At 61.7% G+C, this 23,604-nt stretch carries 25 protein-coding genes; 19 read left to right on the forward strand and 6 right to left on the reverse strand.

Going from position 1 to position 23,604, the window contains the following annotated elements; all coding sequences use genetic code 11:
• The first annotated feature begins 104 nt into the window (after window positions 1-104).
• Window positions 105-1,265, forward strand: coding sequence for an alanine racemase (alr, locus tag EV561_RS02330; RefSeq protein WP_132517193.1), 1,161 nt, complete (start codon window positions 105-107; stop codon window positions 1,263-1,265).
• Window positions 1,266-1,278: 13 nt separating this feature from the next.
• Here the strand turns inward: alr and EV561_RS02335 are convergent, their stop codons facing one another.
• Window positions 1,279-1,914 carry a LysE family translocator gene (locus EV561_RS02335; RefSeq protein ID WP_132517195.1) on the reverse strand — a complete coding sequence of 212 codons (636 nt, stop codon included), beginning with the start codon at window positions 1,912-1,914 and terminating at the stop codon, window positions 1,279-1,281.
• A 152-nt stretch (window positions 1,915-2,066) separates the two neighbouring features.
• On the opposite strand from EV561_RS02335, the gene radA reads away from it, so the two are divergent.
• From radA to EV561_RS02355, 4 genes are all read left to right on the forward strand, one after another.
• Window positions 2,067-3,470 (forward strand): DNA repair protein RadA, encoded by a 1,404-nt coding sequence (gene radA / locus EV561_RS02340; protein WP_132517197.1) that lies wholly within the window; start codon window positions 2,067-2,069, stop codon window positions 3,468-3,470.
• 91 nt (window positions 3,471-3,561) lie between these two features.
• Window positions 3,562-4,200 (forward strand): CvpA family protein, encoded by a 639-nt coding sequence (locus EV561_RS02345; protein ID WP_132517199.1) that lies wholly within the window; start codon window positions 3,562-3,564, stop codon window positions 4,198-4,200.
• Window positions 4,201-4,357: 157 nt separating this feature from the next.
• Window positions 4,358-5,848, forward strand: coding sequence for an amidophosphoribosyltransferase (gene purF, locus EV561_RS02350; protein ID WP_132517201.1), 1,491 nt, complete (start codon window positions 4,358-4,360; stop codon window positions 5,846-5,848).
• A 64-nt stretch (window positions 5,849-5,912) separates the two neighbouring features.
• Complete coding sequence (locus EV561_RS02355; RefSeq protein ID WP_132517203.1) at window positions 5,913-6,653, forward strand: SDR family NAD(P)-dependent oxidoreductase; 741 nt, start codon at window positions 5,913-5,915, stop codon at window positions 6,651-6,653.
• An 18-nt stretch (window positions 6,654-6,671) separates the two neighbouring features.
• Here EV561_RS02355 and EV561_RS02360 read toward each other — a convergent pair whose 3' ends face one another.
• Entirely contained in the window at window positions 6,672-7,223 is a 552-nt protein-coding gene (locus EV561_RS02360; protein WP_132517205.1) for an isochorismatase family protein, read from the reverse strand.
• Between the two features lie 357 nt (window positions 7,224-7,580).
• Between EV561_RS02360 and cysS the strand changes: the two genes are divergently transcribed.
• The 8 genes from cysS to rarD all read left to right on the forward strand — a co-directional run bounded on the left by cysS (window position 7,581) and on the right by rarD (window position 14,310).
• Window positions 7,581-8,966: a cysteine--tRNA ligase gene (gene cysS, locus EV561_RS02365; protein WP_132517207.1), complete on the forward strand. Its 1,386-nt coding sequence runs from the start codon at window positions 7,581-7,583 to the stop codon at window positions 8,964-8,966.
• Between the two features lie 57 nt (window positions 8,967-9,023).
• On the forward strand, window positions 9,024-9,263 hold the full coding sequence (locus EV561_RS02370) for an AbrB/MazE/SpoVT family DNA-binding domain-containing protein (RefSeq protein ID WP_132517209.1): 240 nt from the start codon (window positions 9,024-9,026) through the stop codon (window positions 9,261-9,263).
• Between the two features lie 14 nt (window positions 9,264-9,277).
• Window positions 9,278-9,676 carry a type II toxin-antitoxin system VapC family toxin gene (locus EV561_RS02375; RefSeq protein ID WP_132518050.1) on the forward strand — a complete coding sequence of 133 codons (399 nt, stop codon included), beginning with the start codon at window positions 9,278-9,280 and terminating at the stop codon, window positions 9,674-9,676.
• Window position 9,677: 1 nt separating this feature from the next.
• The gene (locus EV561_RS02380; RefSeq protein WP_132517211.1) at window positions 9,678-10,163 is read left to right on the forward strand and encodes a GFA family protein; all 486 of its coding nucleotides are present in this window, start codon (window positions 9,678-9,680) and stop codon (window positions 10,161-10,163) included.
• Window positions 10,156-10,632 carry a GFA family protein gene (locus EV561_RS02385; protein ID WP_132517213.1) on the forward strand — a complete coding sequence of 159 codons (477 nt, stop codon included), beginning with the start codon at window positions 10,156-10,158 and terminating at the stop codon, window positions 10,630-10,632. Before EV561_RS02380 ends, EV561_RS02385 begins: the two co-directional genes overlap by 8 nt.
• A complete protein-coding gene (gene pip / locus EV561_RS02390) occupies window positions 10,629-11,585 on the forward strand; it encodes a prolyl aminopeptidase (protein WP_132517215.1) in 957 nt (318 codons plus the stop codon). The genes EV561_RS02385 and pip overlap by 4 nt, the downstream gene beginning before the upstream one ends.
• 87 nt (window positions 11,586-11,672) lie before the next feature.
• Window positions 11,673-13,289: a citramalate synthase gene (cimA, locus tag EV561_RS02395; RefSeq protein ID WP_132517217.1), complete on the forward strand. Its 1,617-nt coding sequence runs from the start codon at window positions 11,673-11,675 to the stop codon at window positions 13,287-13,289.
• Between the two features lie 109 nt (window positions 13,290-13,398).
• Entirely contained in the window at window positions 13,399-14,310 is a 912-nt protein-coding gene (gene rarD, locus EV561_RS02400) for an EamA family transporter RarD (protein WP_132517219.1), read from the forward strand.
• A gap of 30 nt (window positions 14,311-14,340) precedes the next feature.
• Here the strand turns inward: rarD and EV561_RS02405 are convergent, their stop codons facing one another.
• On the reverse strand, window positions 14,341-14,964 hold the full coding sequence (locus EV561_RS02405; protein WP_132517221.1) for a TIGR00730 family Rossman fold protein: 624 nt from the start codon (window positions 14,962-14,964) through the stop codon (window positions 14,341-14,343).
• Window positions 14,965-15,118: 154 nt separating this feature from the next.
• Between EV561_RS02405 and EV561_RS02410 the strand changes: the two genes are divergently transcribed.
• The 5 genes from EV561_RS02410 to EV561_RS37040 all read left to right on the forward strand — a co-directional run bounded on the left by EV561_RS02410 (window position 15,119) and on the right by EV561_RS37040 (window position 21,239).
• A complete protein-coding gene (locus EV561_RS02410; RefSeq protein ID WP_132517223.1) occupies window positions 15,119-17,158 on the forward strand; it encodes a LysM peptidoglycan-binding domain-containing protein in 2,040 nt (679 codons plus the stop codon).
• A gap of 180 nt (window positions 17,159-17,338) precedes the next feature.
• Window positions 17,339-19,225, forward strand: a complete 1,887-nt coding sequence (locus EV561_RS02415; RefSeq protein WP_132517225.1) for an ABC transporter ATP-binding protein/permease — start codon at window positions 17,339-17,341, stop codon at window positions 19,223-19,225.
• A gap of 60 nt (window positions 19,226-19,285) precedes the next feature.
• Complete coding sequence (locus EV561_RS02420; protein WP_281024699.1) at window positions 19,286-20,032, forward strand: phosphatidylserine decarboxylase; 747 nt, start codon at window positions 19,286-19,288, stop codon at window positions 20,030-20,032.
• A 21-nt stretch (window positions 20,033-20,053) separates the two neighbouring features.
• Window positions 20,054-20,911: a CDP-diacylglycerol--serine O-phosphatidyltransferase gene (gene pssA / locus EV561_RS02425; protein WP_132517229.1), complete on the forward strand. Its 858-nt coding sequence runs from the start codon at window positions 20,054-20,056 to the stop codon at window positions 20,909-20,911.
• 175 nt (window positions 20,912-21,086) lie between these two features.
• The gene (locus EV561_RS37040; protein WP_165927720.1) at window positions 21,087-21,239 is read left to right on the forward strand and encodes a hypothetical protein; all 153 of its coding nucleotides are present in this window, start codon (window positions 21,087-21,089) and stop codon (window positions 21,237-21,239) included.
• A 9-nt stretch (window positions 21,240-21,248) separates the two neighbouring features.
• Here EV561_RS37040 and EV561_RS02430 read toward each other — a convergent pair whose 3' ends face one another.
• From EV561_RS02430 to EV561_RS02440, 3 genes are read right to left on the reverse strand one after another with little or no spacing between them, the layout of a single operon-like run.
• Entirely contained in the window at window positions 21,249-21,872 is a 624-nt protein-coding gene (locus EV561_RS02430) for a LysE/ArgO family amino acid transporter (RefSeq protein WP_132517231.1), read from the reverse strand.
• 36 nt (window positions 21,873-21,908) lie between these two features.
• On the reverse strand, window positions 21,909-22,673 hold the full coding sequence (locus EV561_RS02435; RefSeq protein WP_132517233.1) for an SOS response-associated peptidase: 765 nt from the start codon (window positions 22,671-22,673) through the stop codon (window positions 21,909-21,911).
• A 45-nt stretch (window positions 22,674-22,718) separates the two neighbouring features.
• Window positions 22,719-23,039 carry a YnfA family protein gene (locus tag EV561_RS02440; RefSeq protein ID WP_132518052.1) on the reverse strand — a complete coding sequence of 107 codons (321 nt, stop codon included), beginning with the start codon at window positions 23,037-23,039 and terminating at the stop codon, window positions 22,719-22,721.
• A gap of 143 nt (window positions 23,040-23,182) precedes the next feature.
• Between EV561_RS02440 and EV561_RS02445 the strand changes: the two genes are divergently transcribed.
• A complete protein-coding gene (locus tag EV561_RS02445; RefSeq protein WP_132517235.1) occupies window positions 23,183-23,596 on the forward strand; it encodes an NUDIX domain-containing protein in 414 nt (137 codons plus the stop codon).
• Window positions 23,597-23,604 lie beyond the last annotated feature (8 nt).

The following is a 23,604-nucleotide window of genomic DNA, read 5'->3' on the forward strand; positions in this document are numbered from 1 at the left end:
CAGAGCAGTCATGCGCCGCTTGAGACTTTCTATCGACAGAAATCATCTTTACTCTGGCCGGAGATCATCCCCCTCCGGCCACTTTTTTTATTCAAGGCGATTCCATGACAGATTTCTCCGACGACTACGATGCCTTTGACACCGCCGGCGTGCGTCTGACAGTCGATCTGGGAGCCATCGTCGAGAACTGGCGTGATCTGGCCCGCCGCTCCGGACGGGCGCGCACGGCCGCCGTCCTGAAGGCTGACGCCTATGGACTCGGCACGGAAGATGTCGGTGAAGCGCTCTATCTTGCCGGCGCGCGCGACTTCTTCGTTGCGACGGCGGAGGAAGGGGCAACGCTTCGCCTCTATGCGCCGGACGCGCGCATCTTCGTACTGTCAGGCATCTGGCCCGGCATGGAACGGCTCTTCTTCGAAAACGATCTCGTTCCCGTCATCGCGTCGGAAGAACAGCTCAGCTTCTGGACGGCCGTGCTTGCCGATTATGGCGACTACCCCTGCGCTTTGCAGGTCGACACCGGCTTCAACCGCCTTGGCCTGTCTGTCGACGAGGCGCTCATGCTTGCCGACGATGTATCCCGGCCGGCAAGCCTGGCGCCGGTGCTGATCATGAGCCACCTTGCCTGTGGCGACGATCCCTCCCATCAGATGAACAGGCAGCAGCTTGAATCATTCCGGAAGGTTAGCGCTGCATTCGAAGGTATCGAATCAAGCCTGGCAGCCTCGGCCGGCATCTTCCTGGGCCCGGAATATCACTTCGATCTCACCCGCCCCGGTATTGCGCTCTATGGCGGCGAGGCAGTCAGAGGCATTGCAAATCCGATGCGGCCGGTCGCAACCGCCGAGGCCAGGATCATCCAGACGCGCTCAGCCAAGGCGGGCGAAGGCGTCGGCTACGGCCAAGCTTTCCAGCTGACGCGCGACAGCCGGCTCGCGGTCGTCGCCGCAGGCTATGCCGACGGTTATCTCCGCAGCTTCTCGAGCGGCGGCGTACCCCTGCGCGACGCACTTCCGCAGGGTGGCAAGGGCTTTATTGCCGGCCACCGTGTCCCAGTCGCCGGTCGTATCGCCATGGACATGACGATCTTCGACATCACCGATGTTCCAGAACATCTGGTGCGGGCCGGCGACTATATCGAGCTTTTCGGCAGCAACATCCTCGTCGACGATGCAGCCCGTGCGGCGGGTACGATCGGTTACGAGTTGCTGGCCAATATGGGGCTGAGGCACCAGCGGCGCTATATGGCCGAGGAGCAGGAATAGAGCCGGAAACTTCCTAGCGTGTGCTGATCGCAAGCCGGATGCCGAGGGCGACGAACAGCGTCCCGAGGCCGCGATCCAGCCAAAGCCCGAATTTGCGATTTCGCGGGAGCGCTCCGGCAAGGCGCCCGCCGAGCAGAACGAGCGGCGGCTCTATGAAGGCGGCAACTGCGATGATCAGGCTGCCGTGCAAAAGCAGCTGAGCCCAGGCGGGACCGGCGCCCTCGACGACGAACTGCGGCAGGAAGGCCAGGAAGAAGATGGCAACCTTGGGATTGAGCAGGGATACGAGAATTCCCTGCCGGTAAATGCGGCTTTTGGCAGGCGCTTGATCCGTCTCCCTGATCCAGCCGCCGTCGCCCGTTGAGCGCAGTGCCTGTATCCCCAGCCATATCAGATAGGCGGCACCAATCCATTTGACCGCCGAGAACGCAAGCGCCGATGCGGCCAATATTGCCGACAGGCCGGCCGCCGTCATCAGCACGTGAATGCAGGCGCCGCTCCATACGCCGAAAAGTGCGGCAAAGCCGGAACGAATTCCGCTTTTGATCGTATGACCCAGTATGAAGGCGATATCCGGACCCGGTGAGAGATTGAGCAATACCGCGGCCGATACAAACGTTACCCAATGCGCAAGCGTATAATCGAACATCTCTCACCATCCATTCCGTCCCCAGGGAATGCTGTCACCAATGCCGTTGATACGGAAATCATTAGTTTTGATCCTTCAGGAAAGTCATTATCTGGCAGTCGGCAGCGATTCGGATCGATTTCCGGAGCGCTCGAAAGTGAAAGCGGCATTTAATGGCGAAGAGCCGAACCCAATTCATCTGCCAGAACTGCGGCGCGGTCCATAATCGCTGGGCCGGCAAATGCGATGCCTGCGGCGCATGGAACACCATCGTCGAGGAAGACCCGATGGGCGGCATCGGCGGCGGTCCTACAAGGACGCCGCGCAAGGGCAAGCCTGTCACGCTGACTGCACTTTCGGGCGAGATCGAGGAAGCCCCCCGCATCCATACCGGCATTTCGGAACTCGACCGGGCAACGGGAGGCGGCTTCGTGCGTGGTTCCGCGGTGCTTGTCGGCGGCGATCCCGGTATCGGCAAGTCGACGCTGCTGATGCAGGCGGCCGCCGCCCTTTCGCGACGGGGCCACAAGATCGTATACGTCTCGGGCGAAGAGGCCGTCGCGCAGGTCCGCCTGCGCGCCCAGCGGCTGAAGGCCGACGATACCGACGTGATGCTCGCCGCCGAGACCAATGTCGAGGATATCCTCGCGACGCTGGCCGAGGGCAAGCGGCCCGATCTCGTCATCATCGATTCCATCCAGACGCTGTGGAGCGAGCTTGCCGAATCCGCGCCCGGCACCGTCACACAGGTTCGCACCGGCGTGCAGGCCATGATCCGCTTTGCCAAGCAGACCGGCTCCGCCATGGTGCTGGTCGGGCATGTGACCAAGGACGGCCAGATCGCCGGCCCGCGCGTTGTCGAGCACATGGTCGACGCCGTGCTCTATTTCGAAGGCGATCGCGGCCATCACTATCGCATCCTGCGCACCGTCAAGAACCGCTTCGGGCCGACCGACGAGATCGGCGTCTTCGAAATGTCCGACATCGGGCTTCGGGAAGTCGCCAATCCGTCCGAGCTTTTCCTTGGGGAGCGCAATTCCAAATCGCCAGGTGCTGCCGTCTTTGCCGGCATGGAGGGCACGCGTCCGATCCTGGTCGAAGTGCAGGCACTGGTTGCGCCGACATCGCTCGGCACGCCGCGCCGTGCGGTCGTCGGCTGGGATTCGGCAAGGCTGTCGATGATTCTCGCCGTGCTCGAAGCGCATTGCGGCGTGCGGCTCGGCCAGCACGACGTTTATCTCAATATTGCCGGTGGTTATCGCATTTCCGAGCCTGCAGCGGACCTTGCGGTAGCCTCTGCACTGGTTTCATCCCTGGCCGGTCTTGCCCTTCCGGCGGATTGCGTCTATTTCGGCGAAGTCAGCCTGTCGGGCGCCGTTCGGCCGGTTGCACATACCGCTCAGCGCCTCAAGGAAGCCGAGAAGCTGGGCTTCTCTGCGGCGCTTCTGCCGACCGCTTCTGCCGAACTGCCGAAGGGCAATGGCGGACGCTGGAGCGAGATCGACAGCCTGCCGGATCTGGTGGCGCGTATCGCCGGATCGAAGGGCGCGCTCAGGCAGGCGGAAGACGACGATTGATTCTTTCATCGCCCGCAGGCGATGATACGGAATAGGCATTGAGGCAGACGGCGGCCATGCCCGTCATGGCAAGTCTTGGAGTGGATTGTATATGCCCATTACGATTTTCGACGGCATTGTTATCGGCGTCGTATTGTTTTCCGCCGTCCTTGCGATGGTGCGCGGTTTCTCCCGCGAAATTCTCTCGATCGTAAGCTGGGGCGGCTCGGCGGCGGCCGCCTATTACCTCTATCCCCTGCTCGTGCCCTATGCGAAGCGCTATACGGATGATGAGCGCATCGCGATCGTCGGATCGGCCGCAGTCGTCTTCCTGATTGCGCTGATCGTCATTTCCTTCATCACCATGCGGATCGCCGATTTCATCATCGACAGCCGCATCGGCGCGCTCGACCGGACGCTCGGCTTCCTGTTCGGCGCGGCTCGCGGCCTGCTGCTTCTCGTCGTTGCTGTCGCCTTCTGGAACTGGCTGGTCGATCCGGCCCATCGCCCGGCCTGGGTCAACAATGCAAAGTCGAAGCCGTTCCTTGATTCGATGGTCGTGAAGCTGGAATCGGCGCTGCCGGAGCAGCTGGCGCAGATGATCCGCACAAACGTCATCGACAAGATCCAGCCGGAAAAGGGCGGACAGCAGCAGGATGACGAGGACAATGGCGCGAGCAACGATAGCGCGCCGTCCGACGATGCGCCCGCGCAACCCGCGGCACCGACCGCACCGCAGAACAGCAATTGATAGTGTTTGGCGCTTGACCCCAAGGGAAACAATCGCCATTTGAGCGAAACCGACGACAGCCATCCGGCCAGGCATTTTGCCCGGCCGGATTTTCAGCTATTTTGGACACAGCCGTTACGCTGCCAACCGACCCCATCGAGAAAAAAGGCCCGCACCTATGAACGAGTCCCATTCCTTTTCGATCAAGGACGATCTCGACGGCGACACGCTGCATGAAGAGTGTGGCGTCTTCGGTATCCTGGGGCATCCGGATGCGGCTACGCTGACTGCCCTTGGCCTTCACGCCTTGCAGCATCGCGGCCAGGAAGCTGCCGGTATCGTCACCTTCGACGGCAAGCAGTTCCATACTGAAAAGCATATGGGCCTTGTCGGCGACCATTATACGAACCCGGCCGTGCTCGCGAAGCTCCCGGGCTCGATATCGATCGGCCATACGCGCTATTCCACGACCGGCGAAGTGGCGCTGCGCAACGTCCAGCCGCTCTTTGCCGAGCTCGAAGTCGGCGGCATCGCGATCGCCCACAACGGCAACTTCACCAACGGCCTGACGCTGCGCCGCCAGATCATCGCGACCGGCGCGATCTGCCAGTCGACGTCGGACACGGAAGTTGTCCTGCACCTGATCGCCCGCTCACGCCATGCCTCAACGACCGACCGCTTCATCGACGCCATCCGCCAGATGGAGGGCGGCTATGCGATGGTGGCCCTCACGCGCACCAAGCTGATCGCCGCACGCGATCCGATCGGCATCCGCCCGCTTGTCATGGGCGAGCTCGACGGCAAGCCGATCTTCTGCTCCGAGACCTGCGCGCTTGATATTATCGGCGCCAAATACATCCGCGACGTGGAAAACGGCGAAGTCATCATCTGCGAGATCCAGCCAGACGGCTCGATTGCCATCGATGCGCGCAAGCCGGCCAATCCACAGCCCGAGCGCCTCTGCCTCTTCGAATACGTCTATTTCGCCCGGCCGGACTCGGTCGTCGGCGGCCGCAGCATCTATGTCGCCCGCAAGAACATGGGCATCAACCTCGCCAAGGAAGCGCCCGTCGACGCCGATGTGGTCGTGCCCGTGCCCGATGGCGGCACGCCCGCGGCGCTCGGCTATGCGCAGCAGAGCGGCATCCCCTTCGAATATGGCATCATCCGCAATCACTATGTCGGCCGCACCTTCATCGAGCCGACGCAGCAGATTCGTGCCTTCGGCGTCAAGCTCAAGCATTCGGCCAACCGGGCGATGATTGCAGGCAAGCGCGTGGTACTCGTCGACGATTCGATCGTGCGTGGCACCACGTCGCTGAAGATCGTGCAGATGATCCGCGATGCCGGCGCCAAGGAAGTGCATATTCGCGTCGCAAGCCCGAAGATCTTCTATCCGGATTTCTACGGCATCGACACGCCTGACGCCGACAAGCTGCTGGCCAACCAATATGCCGACACGGAAGCGATGGCGAAATATATCGGCGCCGACTCGCTTGAATTCCTCAGCATCGACGGCCTCTACCGCGCCGTTGGCGGCGAGGATCGCAATTCCGCCCGTCCGCAATTTACCGACCACTATTTCACCGGCGACTATCCGACGCGGCTTCTCGACAAGAATGGCGAGACCGCGGGCCTCAAGCTTTCCGTAATGGCCAGCAACGGTTGATGTCTCGACTCTTTGGCTGATATGGGGCATTCCCTTGCCCCGCATCTCGGAGGAATGAGGCATAATGACGGTCAATCTGAACGACAAAATCGCGCTGGTGACAGGCGCTTCGCGCGGTATCGGCTATTTCACCGCGCTGGAACTCGCCAAGGCGGGAGCGCATGTGATTGCCTGTGCCCGCACGGTGGGCGGCCTCGAAGATCTCGATGATGCGATCAAGGCTGCCGGCGGCTCCGCGACGCTGGTTCCCTTCGACCTTGCCGACATGAAGGCCATAGATGCCCTGGGTGGTTCGATCTTCGAGCGCTGGGGCAAGCTCGACATCCTGATTGCCAATGCAGGCGTGCTCGGCACGATCTCGCCGATCGGCCATGTCGAGGCCAAGGTGTTCGAGAGGGTGATGAACATCAACGTGACTGCCACCTGGCGGCTGATCCGCTCGACGGAGCCGCTTTTGATGCGCTCCGACGCCGGCCGCGCCGTGATCCTCTCGTCCAGCGTTGCGCATACGGCTCGTCCGTTCTGGGGTCCCTATGCCGCCTCCAAGGCTGCCGTCGAAGTGCTGGCCCGCACCTGGGCGGGGGAAACGCAGCGCACGGCGCTGAGGATCACCAGCGTCGATCCCGGCGCCACCCGCACGGCCATGCGTGCCCAGGCCATGCCTGGCGAGGATCCGGACACGCTGCCGCATCCGCGCGAAGTGGCACAGGCACTGCTGCCGCTCGTTTCACCCGACTGGACGGAGACGGGCAAGCTGTTCGTCATCAAGGAGAATGCCCTGAAGGACTACCGCCTGCCGGAATAGGCGGCAGCACCAAAGGTGTCAGCCGCCCGTAAGCGTGCTCGTCGTGACCAAACTGGCACCGGCGGAAGCAAATTCGCGATTGTGCCGCCGGATGATTTCGGCGGCATTTTCGACCGGGCTATCCAAGGTACTGTGGGCATCGGAAACGATCGTTACCCCCAGTCCCGCACCCATGGCGCCCTTCATCGTTGCCGCCACGCAGAAATCAGTCTGTGCGCCCAGCAATATAACCTCTCTGGCGCCCTGCCCCATAACCCATTCACCAAGCGCTGGATTGCTGAAAGCATCGCCCACGCTCTTGGAAAACGTCGGTTCATCCTTTACCTGACCGAGGGCAGGCCATATCGGCCAGCCCGGTTCGCCAGGAGCCAAAGGGTCTCCTTCCGGGCCGTCATGCCTGACGAACGCGATCTTGCGTCCCTCCGATCGAGCCCAGCCGATGATATCTTTCGCACGAGCTACCGTGCCGTGGGCATCATGGATCGGCGGTTCGAGGAGACCGTCGAACATGCCGGTCTGCAGGTCGATGACGATCACGGGTGCGAGGGTGGGTGCTTCTTGCTGTGACATGGTCGGGAAGCTAACGCCGTTGGTTCTTGCGTCAAGGATGAGAGTGGTAAGAAAGAGGACGGCAGAATTTGCGTTCGCGGCGCCCCCGGCCCTTCGCCTGGGCTTCGGGCGTTCGGCGCTGCAATCGATTCGCCGGATCGATTGCTCAGGCTTCTCCCGACCGCTTTTCCCCCCCTTGACCAGCCCCGGCTTCCGCGCCATAACGCTGCTCATGAAAACGGTCGTCTGCATTATTTGCCGGAAGATTATTCGCTAGCGTTACCGCTGGCCTGGCCGTTTTCGTCTCCCAGATACCCAAGATGACAAACGTCCCGGTCCGCCGGTGGATGCATTTTGAATTGCATTTGGGAGATGGGAATGGGCACGGTGCTCAAGCTTTACAACACGCTGACACGCGAAAAGGTCGATTTCAAGCCGATCGATGCGGACAATGTCCGCCTGTATGTCTGCGGCCCGACCGTCTATGACTTCGCCCATATCGGCAACGCCCGCCCGGTCATCGTCTTCGACGTACTGTTCCGGCTTCTGCGGCATGTCTATGGCGAAGCCCATGTCACCTATGCCCGCAACATCACCGACGTTGACGACAAGATCAACGCGCGGGCTCTGCGTGATTTTCCGGGCCTGCCGCTGAACGAGGCCATCCGCGCCGTCACCGAAAAGACGGAGACGCAGTTCCTCGAGGATGCCAAAGCGCTGGGAAGCCTGGAGCCGACGATCCAGCCGCGTGCGACCGATAACATCGCGCAGATGGTCGAGATCATCGAAAAGCTGATCGCCAAGGGCCATGCCTACCAGGCGGAAGGCGAAGTGCTGTTCGATACGAAATCCATGGCGGATTACGGCCAGCTCTCGAAGCGCAATCTCGACGAACAGCAGGCCGGCGCCCGCATCGCCGTCGATGCGCACAAGAAGAGTCCGGGCGATTTCGTGCTCTGGAAGCTGTCAGACGAGAACGAGCCGGGCTGGGAAAGCCCCTGGGGTCGCGGCCGTCCGGGCTGGCACATCGAATGCTCCGCCATGAGCGGTCGCTATCTCGGCGACGTCTTCGACATCCATGGCGGCGGTCTGGACCTGATCTTCCCGCACCATGAGAACGAGATCGCCCAGTCGCGTTGCGCCCACGGCACGGATGTGATGGCGAATGTCTGGATGCACAACGGCTTCCTGCAGCTCGAAGGCCGCAAGATGTCGAAATCCGAAGGCAATTTCGTTACCATCTATGAGCTGCTCCATACGGAGAAATTCGGCGGCCGCAAATGGCCGGGCGAAGTGCTGCGGCTGGCGATGCTGATGACGCATTACCGCGAGCCGATCGATTTTTCGGTAAAGCGGCTGGAAGAAGCCGAACGGCTGCTCGCCAAATGGCCGGCGGCTGAGCCAAGCACGGTTGCTCCCGATGCAACGGTGCTGGCTGCGCTCGCGGACGATCTCAACACCGTGGCTGCAGTTCAGGCGATCCATGCCCTGGCGCAGGCTGCAAACGCCGATCCGGCCCAGCTCCCCGCCTTTGCCGCAAGTGCCGCCCTTCTCGGCGTCCTGCCGGTCAAGGCAGAGGTGGACGAAGCGGTCGCCGAGGCGGTGGATGCGTTGGTCCAGATGCGGCTGGAGATGCTGAAAGCGAAGAACTTCGCCGAGGCGGACAAGATCCGCAACGACCTTGCCGCCAAGGGCATCCAGCTGAAGGACGGCAAGGATGCCGCGACCGGTGAGCGGGTGACGACTTGGGAGTTGAAGCGGTGAGGTTGTGCGGGCGATAATTTTGGCCTATGCTAAGGCATATGCCAACGGGAGAGCGTCATGGATACCGAACGACATGTGAAGCTATTCAGGAACGGCCGCAACCAGGCCGTTCGCATTCCCGTGGAATTCGAGCTTCCGGGCAATGATGCGATCATGCGCAAGGATGGGGATCGGCTGATTATCGAGCCGGCCAAGACATCAGGCCTGTTGCAATGGCTTGCCACGATCGAACCGTGGGACGAAGAGTTTCCCGATGTCGACGAGGGACAACTCCCGCTTGAGGATGCCGAGTTGTGAGCGATCGCCGCTATATGCTCGATACGAATATCGTGTCGCACATGATCCGCTATCCGGATGGCCCGGCCGTGAAACAGGCGTCGCTCGCGGGCGAGGAGAACCTTTGTGTCAGCGCCCTTGTGGCATCAGAATTGCGCTATGGCGCCGCGAAGCGCGGATCTAAGAGACTGACGGCTCTGATCGAGAACATTCTGAAAAGATTGGACGTCATTCCTTATGATGATCTGGCGTCACACCGCTACGCCGCGATTCGCAGCGAACTCGCGCGCAGCGGCAATCTCATAGGTCCTGTTGATCTCTTTATCGCCGCCCATGCTCTCGCCCTCGACTTGACCCTGATCACCGACAACGTGCGCGAATTTTCACGCGTTGGCGGCCTTGCAGTCGAAAACTGGCTGGCGGAGGAGGCGTAACATGACCGACCGACCCCACACCGGCGGCTGCCAATGCGGAGCCATCCGCTTCCGCGTCACGGGCACGCTCACAGATTCCTCCGTCTGCCATTGCCGCATGTGCCAAAAGGCGTTCGGCGCCTATTATGCGCCCCTGGTTTCCACCCGCGGCGCGGAACTCACATGGACGCGGGGGACGCGCAAGACGTTCCGCTCCTCGAATTTCGTCGAGCGCGGCTTCTGCGCCGATTGCGGCACGCCGCTGACCTATGAGGCGCCCGACGGCGTTGCAATCGCGGCCGGAGCCTTCGACGATCCTTCGGCGCTGCCGCCCGTCGTGCAGTTCGGCACCGAGGGAAAGATCGGCTTTGTTGACCACCTGCACGAGCTGCCGGGACATGCGACCGAAGAGGATGCCGAAGCGGCTCCCTTTGTGCTTCAGATCGTCTCCTATCAGCATCCCGATCACGATACCGAAACCTGGCCACCGGAGAACCATCATGACTGACGTTGTGCGAACAGGCGGCTGCCAATGCGGCGCCGTGCGCTTTCGCATCAGGGGAGCGCTCGGCCGCCCCTCCATCTGCCATTGCCGGATGTGCCAGAAACAGTTCGGCGGCTTCTTTTCCGCGCTGGTGACGGCGCCCGAGGAGGGGTTCGAATGGTCGCGCGGAGAGCCGACCTATTTCCAGTCCTCGGTCAACATCGAGCGCGGTTTTTGCAAGGATTGCGGCACGCCGCTGACCTATCGCCATCCCGGCGGCCTTGAACTTGCCATCGGCAGTTTTGACGACCGAAGCGACCTTGCCCCGCAAATCCAAGTAAACCACGGCGCGCGCCTGCCCTGGGTCGAAACGATCTTCGACCAGCCGCTGCATCAAGACCCCGATTTCTACGCCCGGCAGGAGGCCATCATCTCCTTCCAGCACCCCGACCACGACACCGATGTCTGGCCCCAGCAAGGTTTGAAACTATGACCGAACTCCTGCGCACGCTCTATCCCGAAATCGAGCCCTATGCCTCCGGCCATCTTGATGTCGGCGACGGCCATGTCATCTATTGGGAGCGTTGCGGCACGCCCGGCGCAAAGCCGGCCGTCTTCCTGCATGGCGGCCCCGGCGGCGGCATCTCGCCCAGCCACCGCCGCGCTTTCGATCCTGATCTCTATGACGTCACGCTGTTCGACCAGCGCGGTTGCGGCAAGTCGACGCCGCATGCGGACCTCAACGCCAACACGACCTGGCATCTGGTTGCCGACATCGAGCGGCTGCGCGAGATGGCAGGCGCCGAGAAATGGCTCGTTTTCGGCGGCTCCTGGGGGTCGACGCTGGCGCTCGCCTATGCCGAGAAGCATCCGGAGCGGGTTTCCGAACTCGTGCTGCGCGGCATCTACACGCTGACGCGGGCGGAACTCGACTGGTACTATCAGTTCGGCGTCTCGGAAATGTTCCCGGACAAATGGGAGCGCTTCATCGCGCCGATCCCGCCGGAAGAGCGGCACGAGATGATGGCTGCCTATAACCGCCGCCTGACGCATGCCGACAAGGCGATGCGCCTGGAGGCCGCCAAGGCCTGGGCGATTTGGGAAGGCGAGACAATCACCCTTTTGCCCGAGCCCTCGACCAGCAGCAAGTTCGAAGACGCTGAATTCGCTCATGCCTTTGCCCGCATCGAGAACCACTTCTTCGTCAATGCCGGCTGGATGGACGAAGGCCAGCTGATCCGCGATGCCTACAAGCTCAAGGATATTCCTGGTGTCATCGTCCACGGGCGCTACGACATGCCCTGCCCGGCCAAATATGCCTGGGCCCTGCACAAGGCCTGGCCCAAGGCGGAATTCCACCTGATCGAAGGTGCCGGCCATTCCTTCTCCGAACCCGGCATCCTGGACCAGTTGATCCGGGCGACGGACAAGTTTGCTGGGAAGTAAGCACGACACCTGCATGCTCGCGGCCCCGTCTCTCTAAGACGTGGGGCCGCGACACATGACGACAATCAATGCCCGGGAGGCATCGCGGTGACCAAGGAAAGAATCTACCTCTTCGACACGACCCTGCGTGACGGGCAGCAGACGCCCGGCATCGATTTTTCGGTCGAGGACAAGATTGCGATCGCCACCATGCTGGACGAATTCGGCATCGACTATGTCGAAGGCGGCTATCCGGGCGCGAACCCGACGGACACAAGCTTCTTCAGCGAGAAGAGGACGCAGAAATCCTCCTTCGTCGCCTTCGGCATGACCAAGCGCGCCGGCGTTTCCGTGTCCAACGATCCGGGGCTTGCAAGCCTGATCCAGGCCAAGAGCGATGCGATCTGTTTCGTCGCCAAGAGCTGGGACTACCATGTCGAAGTCGCGCTCGGCATTTCCAACCAGGAAAACCTCGACTGCATCGCCGAGAGCGTCAAGGCGGCGGTCGCGGCCGGCAAGGAGGCGATGGTCGATTGCGAGCATTTCTTCGACGGCTACAAGGCCAACCCCGCCTATGCGCTCGACTGCGCCAAGACGGCCTATGAAGCCGGTGCGCGCTGGGTCGTGCTCTGCGACACCAATGGCGGCACGCAGCCGCCGGAAGTGCGCGCCATTGTTGAATCCGTCATCGCCCATGGCATTCCGGGGCGCTGTCTTGGCATCCATGCGCATAACGATACCGGCCAGGCGATCGCCAATTCGCTGGCGGCCGTGGATGCCGGCGTGCGGCAGGTCCAGGGCACTCTCAACGGCATCGGCGAGCGCTGCGGCAATGCCAATCTTGTCACGCTGATCCCGACGCTGGCGCTGAAGAACAGCTACAACGAATTCTACGAGACGGCGATCGATGCCGAGCGGCTGCAGGGGCTGACGGGGCTGTCCCATGCCTTTGACGAGTTGCTCAACCGTTCGCCCGATCATCAGGCGCCCTATGTCGGCGCCTCGGCCTTTGCAACCAAGGCCGGCATCCATGCCTCTGCGCTGCTGAAGGATCCACGCACCTACGAACACGTGCCCCCGGAAACCGTCGGCAATTTCCGCAAGGTCATGGTGTCGGACCAGGGCGGCAAGGCCAATTTCATCAATGCCCTCAAGCGTCGCGGTATCGACGTCCCGAAGGACGATCCGAAGCTCGACATGCTGATCTCCATCGTCAAGGAACGCGAGGCCTCTGGTTATGCGTACGAGGGCGCGGATGCGAGCTTCGAGCTTCTGGCGCGCCGCACGCTCGGCACGATCCCCGAGTTCTTCGCCATCGACGGCTTCCGCGTCATGGTCGAGCGCCGCTTCGATTCCCATGGGCGGATAAAGGTCGTCTCCGAAGCCGTGGTAAAGATCGTGATCGACGGGCAGACGCTGATGTCTGTTGCGGAAGCCGAGGGCCCTGTCAACGCGCTCGACCTGGCGCTGCGCAAGGATTTCGGCAAGTACCAGCACGAAATCGACGATCTTGTTCTCGCCGACTTCAAGGTTCGTATCCTCAACGGCGGCACCGAGGCAATCACCCGCGTCCTGATCGAATCCATCGATTCCAGCGGCGTGCGCTGGTGGACGGTCGGCGTTTCGGAAAACATCATAGACGCCTCCTTCCAGGCGCTGATGGATTCCGTCATCTACAAGCTGATGAAGAACCGGCACATGGCAGGCAGGATCGCGGCGGAATAGACACGTCCGCCGCATCAACGGCCTTGAAGGCATCGTCAAGGAAATGAATTGGTCCATTAGCAGTAATTGAGATACACCCGGCCGCAAAAGATCGGGATGGAACACCTCAATGACGAGCGATATCTCCACGCCGGCCGCCAGGAGCGACGACGGGACACGCGGCTTTCTCTATGTGCTGACGGCCTACCTGCTTTGGGGCGTGCTGCCCTTCTACATGAAGGCGCTGGGGCACATTCCGGCCATGGAGGTCATTGCGCACCGGATCGTCTGGTCCGTGCCCGTGGCGGGCGCCGTTCTCCTCTCGCTCGGGCGATTGGGTGACCTGAAGGTCGCATTGCGCACGCCGCGCACCCTTGCGATGGCGTCGATGACGGCCATCCTCGTCACCATCAACTGGGGCACCTATGTCTGGGCAATCGGCAACGGCCATTCGCTGGATGCGGCCCTCGGCTATTTCATCAATCCGCTCTTCAGCATCGCACTCGGCGCCATTCTGCTGAAGGAGAAGCTCGGAAAGGCGCAAATCGCCGCGATCGTGCTTGCCGCTGTTGCGGTCGTGATCCTTGCGGTCGATGCCGGCAGCCTTCCCTGGGTTGCCGTTGCGCTGACACTGTCTTGGGGATTCTACGGCTTCTTTCGCAAGACGCTTCCCATCGGGCCGAACCAGGGCTTTCTGCTCGAGGTCCTGCTGCTCAGCCTGCCGGCGCTTGCCTATATCGTCTATCTCGAAGCACAGGGCGAAGGGCATCTCTTTCGGACCGGCACCTACGACACGTCGCTGCTCGTCGGCTGCGGGCTGGTCACCGCCCTGCCCCTGATGATCTTTGCCAATGGCGCCAAGCTGCTGCGGCTCTCGACGATCGGCATCATGCAATACATCGTGCCGACCATGATCTTCCTGATCGCCGTCTTCGTTTTCCAGGAGCCGCTCGGCACAGCGCGGACGATCGCCTTTCCGCTCATCTGGGCGGGGCTCGTCCTCTACAGCTGGTCGATCCTGCGTCAGAGCCGCAAGCGCTGACGCGGACCAGACAGCGTTAACGAAACCTTTTCAGAGCTTGGCGAGAACGTCTGCCGCGCCGCTGCGGCTGCCGCGGATCTCGTCCGCCTGCTTGCGAATCGCCGGGATGATTTCGGGGACGGTATCGATGACCAGCGGCTGGACGCGATGGGCGGTATGGATGAAGCCCGACTCGTTCATATGCCGAATCAGCTCCATCATCGGATCCCAGAAACCGTTCACATTGGCAAAGACCATCGGCTTCTCGTGCTGGCCGAGCTGTGCCCATGTCATGATCTCGACGATCTCTTCCAGCGTGCCGATGCCGCCCGGCAGGGCCACGAAGGCATCCGAGCGCTCGAACATGGTGTGTTTGCGCGTATGCATGTCAGGGGTTATGATGAGCTCGTCCAATTGACCCAGCGAATGGCGAGTCGCTTCCATGTCGACGAGGAATTCCGGGATGATCCCGGTCACCTGACCGCCATTGGAAAGAACGCCGCTTGCGACCGCACCCATGATTCCTTTGGTGCCGCCGCCATAGACCAGCCGCAGTCCGCTTTCGGCGATAGCTTTGCCCAGTTCACGGCCTGCAGCGATATGGGAAGGATCGCGTCCCGGCTGAGAGCCGCAGTAGACGCAGATGGATCGAATTGGCACAGATTCTTTTGTCATGTGACCAAACAACTATGCTGCAAGTGCTCCGTCAAGAAAATTAAAGGAAAACTTGCGTGCAAGCATTCGGAAATAGCTGAGAAAGCTTGTAAAAAACGCGGAAATCGTTAGCAATTTCAGAAGTTGCTGCGGCGATGCCGCCTGGAGAGGAATGATGATGAAAAACCGCGCCGGCTTGCTGGCATTGTTGGTCCTGGTGATAGCGAGCGTGATCATGATCTTTTTCGTCATGCCGAGGCTCGGCATCGACAAAAAGCCGGTCGGCGATGCCATCAACCAGGCAGGCGACGCGGTGAAGAACATCATTGCCGACACCCAGAAGGCAGGCGATGCGGCAAAGGACACTGCGAAGGCCGTTCAGAACGACGCGACCAATGCTGCAGATGCGACTGATACCGCGACCAAGCTGGGCGGACTGACCACGACTGCGGCGAAATCCCTGGCGGACCTGAAAACGCTGTTCAGCGCCGGCAATAGCCCGGCAGCCGAGGCTCTGGCCACCGCCAAGACGAATACCGTCTCGGCGCTGCAGGCGATCGTCGACTTCGCGCTGCCGCAAGGCTCCAATGCCGCGACCACCGCGCTCGTCACCCAGGCGCATAGTGGTGCCGGGAGGGCGCTCGGGATCATCAAGGCTCTTCCGGACAATGTCGCCGACGCGCTCGCGGCAATCACCAAGGCAGAGGCCGACCTCTTCGGCAAGCCGGAGCCGCAGGCACAGGCCAATGCCGGCCCGCGCAAGCCCTCTTTCGACGTCCTGCGCGTCGAGCCTGATGGTTCGACCGTCGTTGCCGGGTCTGCCGAACCCAATTCCAAGCTGCAGATCATGGACGGCGACAAGGTCATCACCACGACCGATGTCGGTCCGAGCGGCGATTTCGCCGCCGTGCTCGACAATCCGCTGCCGCCCGGCGACCACGAGCTGGTGCTGAAGGCGATCGGCAAGGACGGCAATGCGCTGACATCAGAGGAAGTTGCCACCGTTTCCGTGCCCAAGGACGGCAGCACGCAATTGCTTGCGATGGTCTCCAAGCCGGGTACGGCAAGCCGCATCATCACGGCACCGACCGCCAAGCAGCAGCGGGTCGCATCGGACGCACAGCCGGCCAATAACGGCAACGGCAATGCCGGCAGCGACAAGGCAGATACCACGATGGCATCGGCATCGCCGACGACCAATCCGCCGCCGACCGCAACCGCTCCGGACAATGGCGTGACGACGGATACTCCCGACGTCATGGTCAATGCGGTCGAGATCGAGAACGACAAGATATTCGTGGCCGGCAGCACACGGCCCCGCGCCAAGGTCCGCGCCTATGCCGACGACAAGCTCATCGGCGAGGCAGCAGCGGGGGTGGACGGCCATTTCGTCATCGACGGGACGATGCCGCTCGCCGTTGGCGATCACAAGATCCGCGTCGATATCGTCGACGCAGCCGGCAAGGTCCTGGCGCGCACCGCGGTCAACTTCAACCGGCCTGCGGGCAACCAGGTGACCGTGGCCGCGCAGACGCCGCCGGCAGTAGGCAATCAGCAAACCGCAGATGCTTCGATGGTGCCGCTGGATGAAGGCGAGCTGGGCAAGCTGAAGAACGATACCAACAAGGCCTTCGGCCTGCTGAAGAAGCTTTATGCCGATGGCAAGACGCCCGGACAGGAGGAGCTTGCCGCGGCTCGTTCGGGCACCGAGATTGCCCTGAAGTCGCTTGCAGACTTCCGGCCGGCGATCGACGCCAGCGTTGCGCTCAGAGACGCATCCGCGATGGTTTCGAGCAGCGCCGCCAAGGCACTTGCCTATCTGCACGCGCTGCCGGGCGATCCGAAGTCGGTGGGCAATGCGCTGGCTCGGCTCGACCAGATGATCGCCGAGATCACCAAGCCGGTTGCCGATGTGCCCGCCCAGGCGTCGGTACAAACGGCATCGAACGATCCGGACGGAACCAAGACCTATCAGCAGGCGCCGCTCTCTCAGAGCAACAGCGCCGTCATTATCCGGCGCGGCGATACGCTCTGGCAGATCTCCCGCCGCACCTACGGGCTCGGCGTCCGCTACACGACGATCTATCTCGCCAACGAAGACAAGATCAACAACCCGGACCGCATTCTACCTGGCCAGGTCTTCGGCGTGCCGAAGGACGCGCTGCCGAACTCGGAAGAGCTGCATCGCAAGCGTATGTCCGGGCAGCATCTGTAAGCCGGATTTTTCCGATCAGGCCGGTGTTTAGACACCGGCCTGTCATTTCCTTACCTATAAAAATGATATAAGCGTGCCGCCGACCTCCCGGCCCGCCGAATTCCCGACGCGGCCCTCAGGTGCGCCGCGCGATGAGCAAGCTGCCATCCGGCGCCTTAGACATCGTGCCGGAGACCCCTGATGGCAGAGCGCAAGAAGACCATATCGGCGGATTCGAAGAATCCCCTGCAGACGATCATCAATCTCTGGCCTTACATGTGGCCGGAGGGGCGCATGGATCTAAGGATGCGCGTCGTCTGGGCTTCGGTATACCTGCTCATTTCGAAATTCGTGCTGCTGCTCGTCCCCTATTTCTTCAAGTGGTCGATCGATGCGCTGAACGGCAAGCTGGACATGCAGGGCATCCTGCCGACCTTCATGATCGGCGCTATCGCCCTTGTCATCGCGACCAACATCACGCGCCTGCTGCAGCTCGGCCTCAACCAGCTTCGCGATTCGCTCTTTGCCAGCGTCGGGCAATATGCTGTGCGCCAGCTCGCTTTTAGAACCTTTGTCCACATGCACCAGTTGTCGCTGCGCTTCCATCTCGAGCGCAAGACCGGCGGTCTCTCGCGCATCATCGAGCGCGGCACAAAGGGCATCGAGACGATCGTCCGCTTCACGATCCTCAATACCATCCCGACCTTCATCGAATTCCTGCTGACGGCGATCATCTTCTGGCGTGGCTACGGTTTCTCCTACCTGGCGATAACGGCCGCAACCGTCTGGCTCTACATCTGGTTCACTGTGCGGGCGAGCGACTGGCGTATTTCCATCCGCCGCTCGATGAACGACAGCGACACCGAAGCAAATACCAAGGCGATCGATTCGCTGCTCAACTTCGAAACCGTCAAATATTTCGGCAACGAGGAGATGGAGGCGCGGCGCTTCGATCAATCGATGGAGCGCTACGAAAAGGCCGCAACCGATGTCTGGACGTCGCTCGGCTGGCTGAACTTCGGCCAGGGCGTGATCTTCGGTCTTGGCACCACCGTCATGATGGTGCTGTCCGCCTATGCGGTCCTCAACGGCAAGCAGACGGTCGGCGATTTCGTTTTCGTCAATTCGCTGCTGCTGCAGCTTTCCGTGCCCCTCAACTTCATCGGCTTCGTCTACCGCGAAATCCGCCAGGGCCTGACTGATATCGAGGCGATGTTCGATCTGCTCGAAGTCGAGCCCGAGGTGAAGGATGCGCCCGACGCGGTGGACCTAGATATCAGCCGGGGCGCGATTGCCTTTAACGACGTGCATTTCGCCTATGATCCGGCGCGTCCCATCCTCAAGGGCATTTCGTTCGAAGTGCCGGCGGGAAAAACGGTTGCGGTCGTCGGCCCATCGGGTGCGGGAAAGTCGACCCTGTCGCGGCTGCTTTACCGGTTCTACGACGTGCAGGAAGGCGCAATCACCATCGACGGCCAGGATGTGCGCAAGGTGACGCAGAAGAGCCTGCGCACGGCAATCGGCATGGTGCCGCAGGACACGGTGCTCTTCAACGACACGATTGCCTACAACATCCGTTATGGCCGGCCGGGAGCCGATGAAGCGGCGGTCATGGCTGCGGCTGACGCTGCCCAGATCAGCCATTTCATTCGCATCCTGCCCGAGGGTTTCGACACCAAGGTCGGCGAACGTGGACTGAAGCTCTCCGGCGGCGAGAAGCAGCGCGTCGCCATTGCCCGCACGATCCTGAAGGCGCCGCCAGTTCTCATCCTCGACGAGGCAACGTCGGCGCTCGACACCACGACGGAGCGGGAAATTCAGGCGGCGCTGGACGTCGTCTCGAAGAATCGCACGACGCTGGTCATCGCGCATCGTCTCTCCACCGTCATCGGCGCGGACGAGATCATTGTGCTGAAGAGCGGCGAGATCGCCGAGCGCGGCACGCATGGGGAACTGCTGGCGCGAAATGGCCTCTATGCCTCGATGTGGGACCGCCAGCGTGAGGCAACGCAGGCCGAAGAGCATCTCAAGCAGGTTCGCGAGAACGACGAACTTGGCGTCGTCAACAGGCTTGCTCCGGCAACGTAAGGGGCTGGTGAAGATCGGCGCAGGGGGTGACGGCCCCTCCAGCATTGCTCATGACGGCGTTTGCCTGTAGTCAGCGTCTTCCGGAACAATTGCAGGAGTTCGCGCTCGATGAGTTTGCACAATACCATACGCAACACGATAGTCCCCGTGCACAAGGAGGGTTATCCCTTTGTCCTGGGGTTCTTCGTCGTGTCGCTGGTGTTGGGCTGGCTCTTCAAGCCGCTCTTCTGGATCGGCCTCATCCTGACGCTCTGGTGCGCCTATTTCTTCCGCGACCCTGAACGGATGACGCCGCAGGACGACGATCTCGTCATCTCGCCGGCGGACGGAAAGGTCTCGGGCGTACAGATGGCCACGCCGCCGGCCGAGCTCAATCTCGGCTATGAGCCGATGCTGCGCATCTCCATCTTCATGAATGTCTTCGACTGCCATGTGAACCGCTCGCCGATGCGCGGCCGGATCGAGAGCATCGCCTATCGCGAGGGCAGCTTCCTCAATGCGGATCTCGATAAGGCAAGCGAACAGAACGAGCGCAACGGCCTCGTCATCGAGACACGCCACGGCCAGGTCGGCGTCGTACAGATCGCCGGCTTCGTCGCGCGCCGCATCCTCTGCTTCGTTCACCCGAGCGAGCCCATCGATGCCGGCGAGCGTATCGGCCTCATCCGCTTCGGATCGCGCGTCGATGTCTTCCTGCCGGCCGGAGCGGTCGCGCGGGTTTCCCTCGGCCAGAAGGCGGTCGCCGGTGAAACGGTGCTTGCGGAGTTCGGCTCCACAAAGGGTCCGATCGTCAGCCGACGCAGCTAGCCGGCAGTGGGAGAACAAGAGATGAAGACACCGTTCCCACCCTTTGAGCCCAATGGTCCCAACGACGAGGCGCGCGGGCCGCGTCTCAGGGAAATTCCGTTGCGGCTGATGGTGCCTAATCTCATCACAGTGCTTGCCATCTGCGCCGGGCTGACCGGCATTCGTCTTGCCTTCGAAAACCGCTTCGAGCTTGCCGTCACCATGGTTCTGGTCGCGGCTTTCCTGGATGGCGTCGACGGGCGCGTGGCGCGCCTCATGAAGGCGTCGTCGAAATTCGGCGCGCAGATGGATTCGCTTGCCGACATCGTCAATTTCGGCGTCGCGCCGGCCCTCGTCGTCTATGTCTTCGTACTCGATCAGGCGCATACGATCGGCTGGATCGCCGCATTGATCTACGCTATAGCCGCGGGTCTCAGGCTCGCCCGCTTCAACGTGATGGCCGAGCGGGAAAACAAGGCGTCGTGGCAATCGGAATATTTCGTCGGCGTCCCCGCCCCGGCCGGCGCAATGCTGGTGCTGCTGCCCGTCTATGTCGGGTTCCTGGGTTTCGAGCAGACGACTGCCTTTGCGCTCGGATCGGCCGCCTATACCGTTATCATCGCCTTCCTGCTCGTCAGCCGGCTGCCGGTCTGGTCGGGCAAAAGCGGCAGCCGCATCCGTCGCGACTTCGTGCTGCCGATGATGCTCGGCGTGGTCGTCTATGTGGCGCTGCTGATGAGCTACACATGGCAAGTCATGGTCGTGACGGTGGTTTGCTATCTTCTGTCGCTGCCTTACGGCGCGCGCCTATGGCAGAAGAAATACGGCACCTACACGATCAACGGACCTGCGGATCCGGATGTCGACGATGCCAATGACGACATCGGTCGTCATATTTAACGGAAAATAAACTTCTAAATTAGACATTTATAGACTTCGTTCCCAACCGCGTGGCTCGCGGAATGTGGTGTGCAGTCACAAAAGCTGATTGGCAAATGCCTCGGTTTTGTCGCGATTTACGATGAAAAGCACAATCACAAAACGATTCTAGGGAACACGTAAAGGAGAGAGTATCGTGACCTCGATTAAGGATAGCATCGTCCGCCTCGTTGAGCAGCAGCCGGTGAAGACCGATCTTGCAGCACTCTATCGTCCGCTCGGCCTCAAGGCCGTTCTGGCAGCCCATGTCGTGCTGAAGAGCAAGCCGCTCAATAAGCAGACCGCCTGAACCCGGCTCCTAGTCGCCGGCAAAGAAACGGACGAGCAGGCTCAGCGCCAGCAACCCCATGACAATGCCGATCACGATATCCAGAACCCGCCATGCGGCGGGTCTGGCGAAAACCGGCTGAAGCAGCCGGGCGCCATATCCAAGCGCAAAGAACCAGACGAACGACGCCAAGGCCGCGCCGGCGCCATAGGCCACTCGGCCCGCGCCCTGATAGGCGGCCGAGAGGCTGCCGAGCAGCACCACGGTATCCAGATAGACATGCGGGTTGAGGAAGGTGAACGCCAGGCAGGTAGCAACGGCTGCCCGCAGGCTCAATCCATTGCCGGTTTCGGCGCGCATCGCATGCGGCTTCATGGCGCGGCGAAATGCGATCACGGAATAGCTGCCGAGGAAGATCGCGCCGCCGAGGGTCACGACCTCGATCAGTACCGGCGACCGCGAGACCAGGGTGCCGAGACCGCCGACGCCAGCCGCGATCAGCACAGCATCCGACAACGCGCAGATCAGGCAAAGTACGAAGACATGCGAGCGCAGGAGACCCTGGCGCAGGATGAAGGCATTCTGAGCGCCGATTGCAATAATCAGGGACGCGCCGAGGAAGAAGCCGGAGACGGCAGCGGACAAAGACAACATAAAGAGATTTCCGTGGAAGACAGGGACTGCAGCGGATCAGAGAAGGCTCAATTGGCCATCATCGGGATCGCGCTTCTTCGGCGGTTTCGTCGGCGGCTGGACGGCGACAGGCTCCTGGAGTTCCGGCCCCATATTGGCGACCTTGTTGACGCGGTCGGAAACCGGGATCGCCTCGAAGAAATCCTCCTGCACCGGCGCCATGAGATCGGCGACGTCGCGAGGCTCCTGCGTCTTGCAGTCGAGCCAGCGGGAAAAATCCTGCGGCTGGATGACAACAGGCATCCGGTCGTGGATGGACGCCATCATGCCGTTGGCGGCCGATGTCAGGATCGCGCCGGTATCGACTTCCGAACCGTCGGCGGATGACCAGGTTTCCATCAGCCCGGCAAAGGCGACGACACCGCCGTGGCGCGGCCGGACCCAATAGGCCTGCCCCTTGCCGCCCTCTTCTTTCGAGGGGCGATGCCATTCGTAAAACCCCGATGCGGGTACCAGGATGCGCCGGTGGCGCATGGCGGCGCGGAAGGAGGCCTTGCCGACAGCGGTCTCCGCACGGGCATTGATTAGCAGCGGAAATTCCTTCGGGTTCTTGACCCAGGAGGGCGTCAGGCCCCAGCGCACCAATAGGGCTCGGCGCTCCGGAAGATTGCTGCCCGGCTCTTGCCGCTCGCCCGATATGACGATGAGGATGGGCTGTGTCGGGGCAATGTTGTAGCGCGCGGGAAAGCCTTCGAGCTCATGGAGATCGAAATACTCCGCCACGTTTCCGGGCACCGCCGTCAATGCATATCGTCCGCACATGCCGTTTCTCTTGCATCGCTGGCACGTCAGGTCAAGGATCGCGGCTCAGCCGCGGGGTCCAAACAGGATGATTGCCGTCCCGGCAAGGCAGACGGCCGCGCCTGACATGTCCCAGCGATCCGGCGTGCGCCCCTCGGCCAGCCAGAGCCAAAGTACGGAGGCTGCGATGTAGATGCCGCCATAGGCCGCAAATGTCCGCCCCGCCGCCTCGCTCGGCACCAGCGCCAGCAGCCAGGCAAACAGCGCCAGCGAGACCATGCCCGGCGCCAGCCACCAGACAGGTTTTGAAAGCCGCAGCCACGCCCAGAAGGAGAAGCAGCCGGCGATTTCGGCCAAGGCCGCGAGGGCATAAAGGGCGTAGGTGATCATGATTGGATCGTCCGGGAATCGGAATTGTGAATGCTCATCGAGCCTAACGAAAGCATGCCCGGGAAAGTAGGAGAAACGCGCTGGAAGCCTTGGTCATCGCATGGCATTGTCTGCTCTTCCTCGACCTTGTTGAAAGCAATATGAGCTCCTCCCCCCGCCCCGCCTCGTCAGCCATCCTGCAACGCGATGGCCGTTTCCTGCTGGTGCTTCGCCGCAATCCGCCTTCGGCCGACATGTATGCTTTTCCCGGCGGCCGCGCCGAAGAAGGTGAGATGCCTGACGAGACGGCGTTGCGCGAATTTGCGGAGGAGACCGGGATCATGGCGCGCAATCCCCGGCTTTTCAGGACCTACGACCTGCTGACGCGCGCCGAAGACGGGACTGTCAGCAGCCATTTCTTCCTCTCTGTTTTTCTCGTCGATGCCGATGAGGATCAGGTGGCGGTCGCGGCCGATGATGCGGCCGATATCGGCTGGTTTACGCTGGAGGAAATCCGCCGACTGCCGGTCCCGCCCAGCGTGCTGGAATGTGCGGAACTCATCATCAGCAGCTAATAAGCGTG

Origin of the sequence: Rhizobium sp. BK376 (assembly GCF_004341625.1) — a bacterium.
Lineage (GTDB): Bacteria > Pseudomonadota > Alphaproteobacteria > Rhizobiales > Rhizobiaceae > Rhizobium.

What these genes read in the sequence shown, in the direction of transcription:
- EV561_RS02385 (WP_132517213.1), top strand. Translation starts at nt 10,156, where the DNA reads ATGACTGACGTTGTGCGAACAGGCGGCTGCCAATGCGGCGCCGTGCGC.
- pip (WP_132517215.1), top strand. Translation starts at nt 10,629, where the DNA reads ATGACCGAACTCCTGCGCACGCTCTATCCCGAAATCGAGCCCTATGCC.
- EV561_RS02380 (WP_132517211.1), top strand. Translation starts at nt 9,678, where the DNA reads ATGACCGACCGACCCCACACCGGCGGCTGCCAATGCGGAGCCATCCGC.
- pssA (WP_132517229.1), top strand. Translation starts at nt 20,054, where the DNA reads ATGAAGACACCGTTCCCACCCTTTGAGCCCAATGGTCCCAACGACGAG.
- EV561_RS02435 (WP_132517233.1), bottom strand. Translation starts at nt 22,673, where the DNA reads ATGTGCGGACGATATGCATTGACGGCGGTGCCCGGAAACGTGGCGGAG.
- alr (WP_132517193.1), top strand. Translation starts at nt 105, where the DNA reads ATGACAGATTTCTCCGACGACTACGATGCCTTTGACACCGCCGGCGTG.
- EV561_RS02410 (WP_132517223.1), top strand. Translation starts at nt 15,119, where the DNA reads ATGATGAAAAACCGCGCCGGCTTGCTGGCATTGTTGGTCCTGGTGATA.
- EV561_RS02355 (WP_132517203.1), top strand. Translation starts at nt 5,913, where the DNA reads ATGACGGTCAATCTGAACGACAAAATCGCGCTGGTGACAGGCGCTTCG.
- cysS (WP_132517207.1), top strand. Translation starts at nt 7,581, where the DNA reads ATGGGCACGGTGCTCAAGCTTTACAACACGCTGACACGCGAAAAGGTC.
- EV561_RS02405 (WP_132517221.1), bottom strand. Translation starts at nt 14,964, where the DNA reads ATGACAAAAGAATCTGTGCCAATTCGATCCATCTGCGTCTACTGCGGC.
- EV561_RS02445 (WP_132517235.1), top strand. Translation starts at nt 23,183, where the DNA reads ATGAGCTCCTCCCCCCGCCCCGCCTCGTCAGCCATCCTGCAACGCGAT.
- purF (WP_132517201.1), top strand. Translation starts at nt 4,358, where the DNA reads ATGAACGAGTCCCATTCCTTTTCGATCAAGGACGATCTCGACGGCGAC.
- rarD (WP_132517219.1), top strand. Translation starts at nt 13,399, where the DNA reads ATGACGAGCGATATCTCCACGCCGGCCGCCAGGAGCGACGACGGGACA.
- radA (WP_132517197.1), top strand. Translation starts at nt 2,067, where the DNA reads ATGGCGAAGAGCCGAACCCAATTCATCTGCCAGAACTGCGGCGCGGTC.
- EV561_RS02415 (WP_132517225.1), top strand. Translation starts at nt 17,339, where the DNA reads ATGGCAGAGCGCAAGAAGACCATATCGGCGGATTCGAAGAATCCCCTG.
- EV561_RS02375 (WP_132518050.1), top strand. Translation starts at nt 9,278, where the DNA reads ATGCTCGATACGAATATCGTGTCGCACATGATCCGCTATCCGGATGGC.
- EV561_RS02345 (WP_132517199.1), top strand. Translation starts at nt 3,562, where the DNA reads ATGCCCATTACGATTTTCGACGGCATTGTTATCGGCGTCGTATTGTTT.
- EV561_RS02335 (WP_132517195.1), bottom strand. Translation starts at nt 1,914, where the DNA reads ATGTTCGATTATACGCTTGCGCATTGGGTAACGTTTGTATCGGCCGCG.
- EV561_RS02430 (WP_132517231.1), bottom strand. Translation starts at nt 21,872, where the DNA reads ATGTTGTCTTTGTCCGCTGCCGTCTCCGGCTTCTTCCTCGGCGCGTCC.
- EV561_RS02360 (WP_132517205.1), bottom strand. Translation starts at nt 7,223, where the DNA reads ATGTCACAGCAAGAAGCACCCACCCTCGCACCCGTGATCGTCATCGAC.
- EV561_RS02370 (WP_132517209.1), top strand. Translation starts at nt 9,024, where the DNA reads ATGGATACCGAACGACATGTGAAGCTATTCAGGAACGGCCGCAACCAG.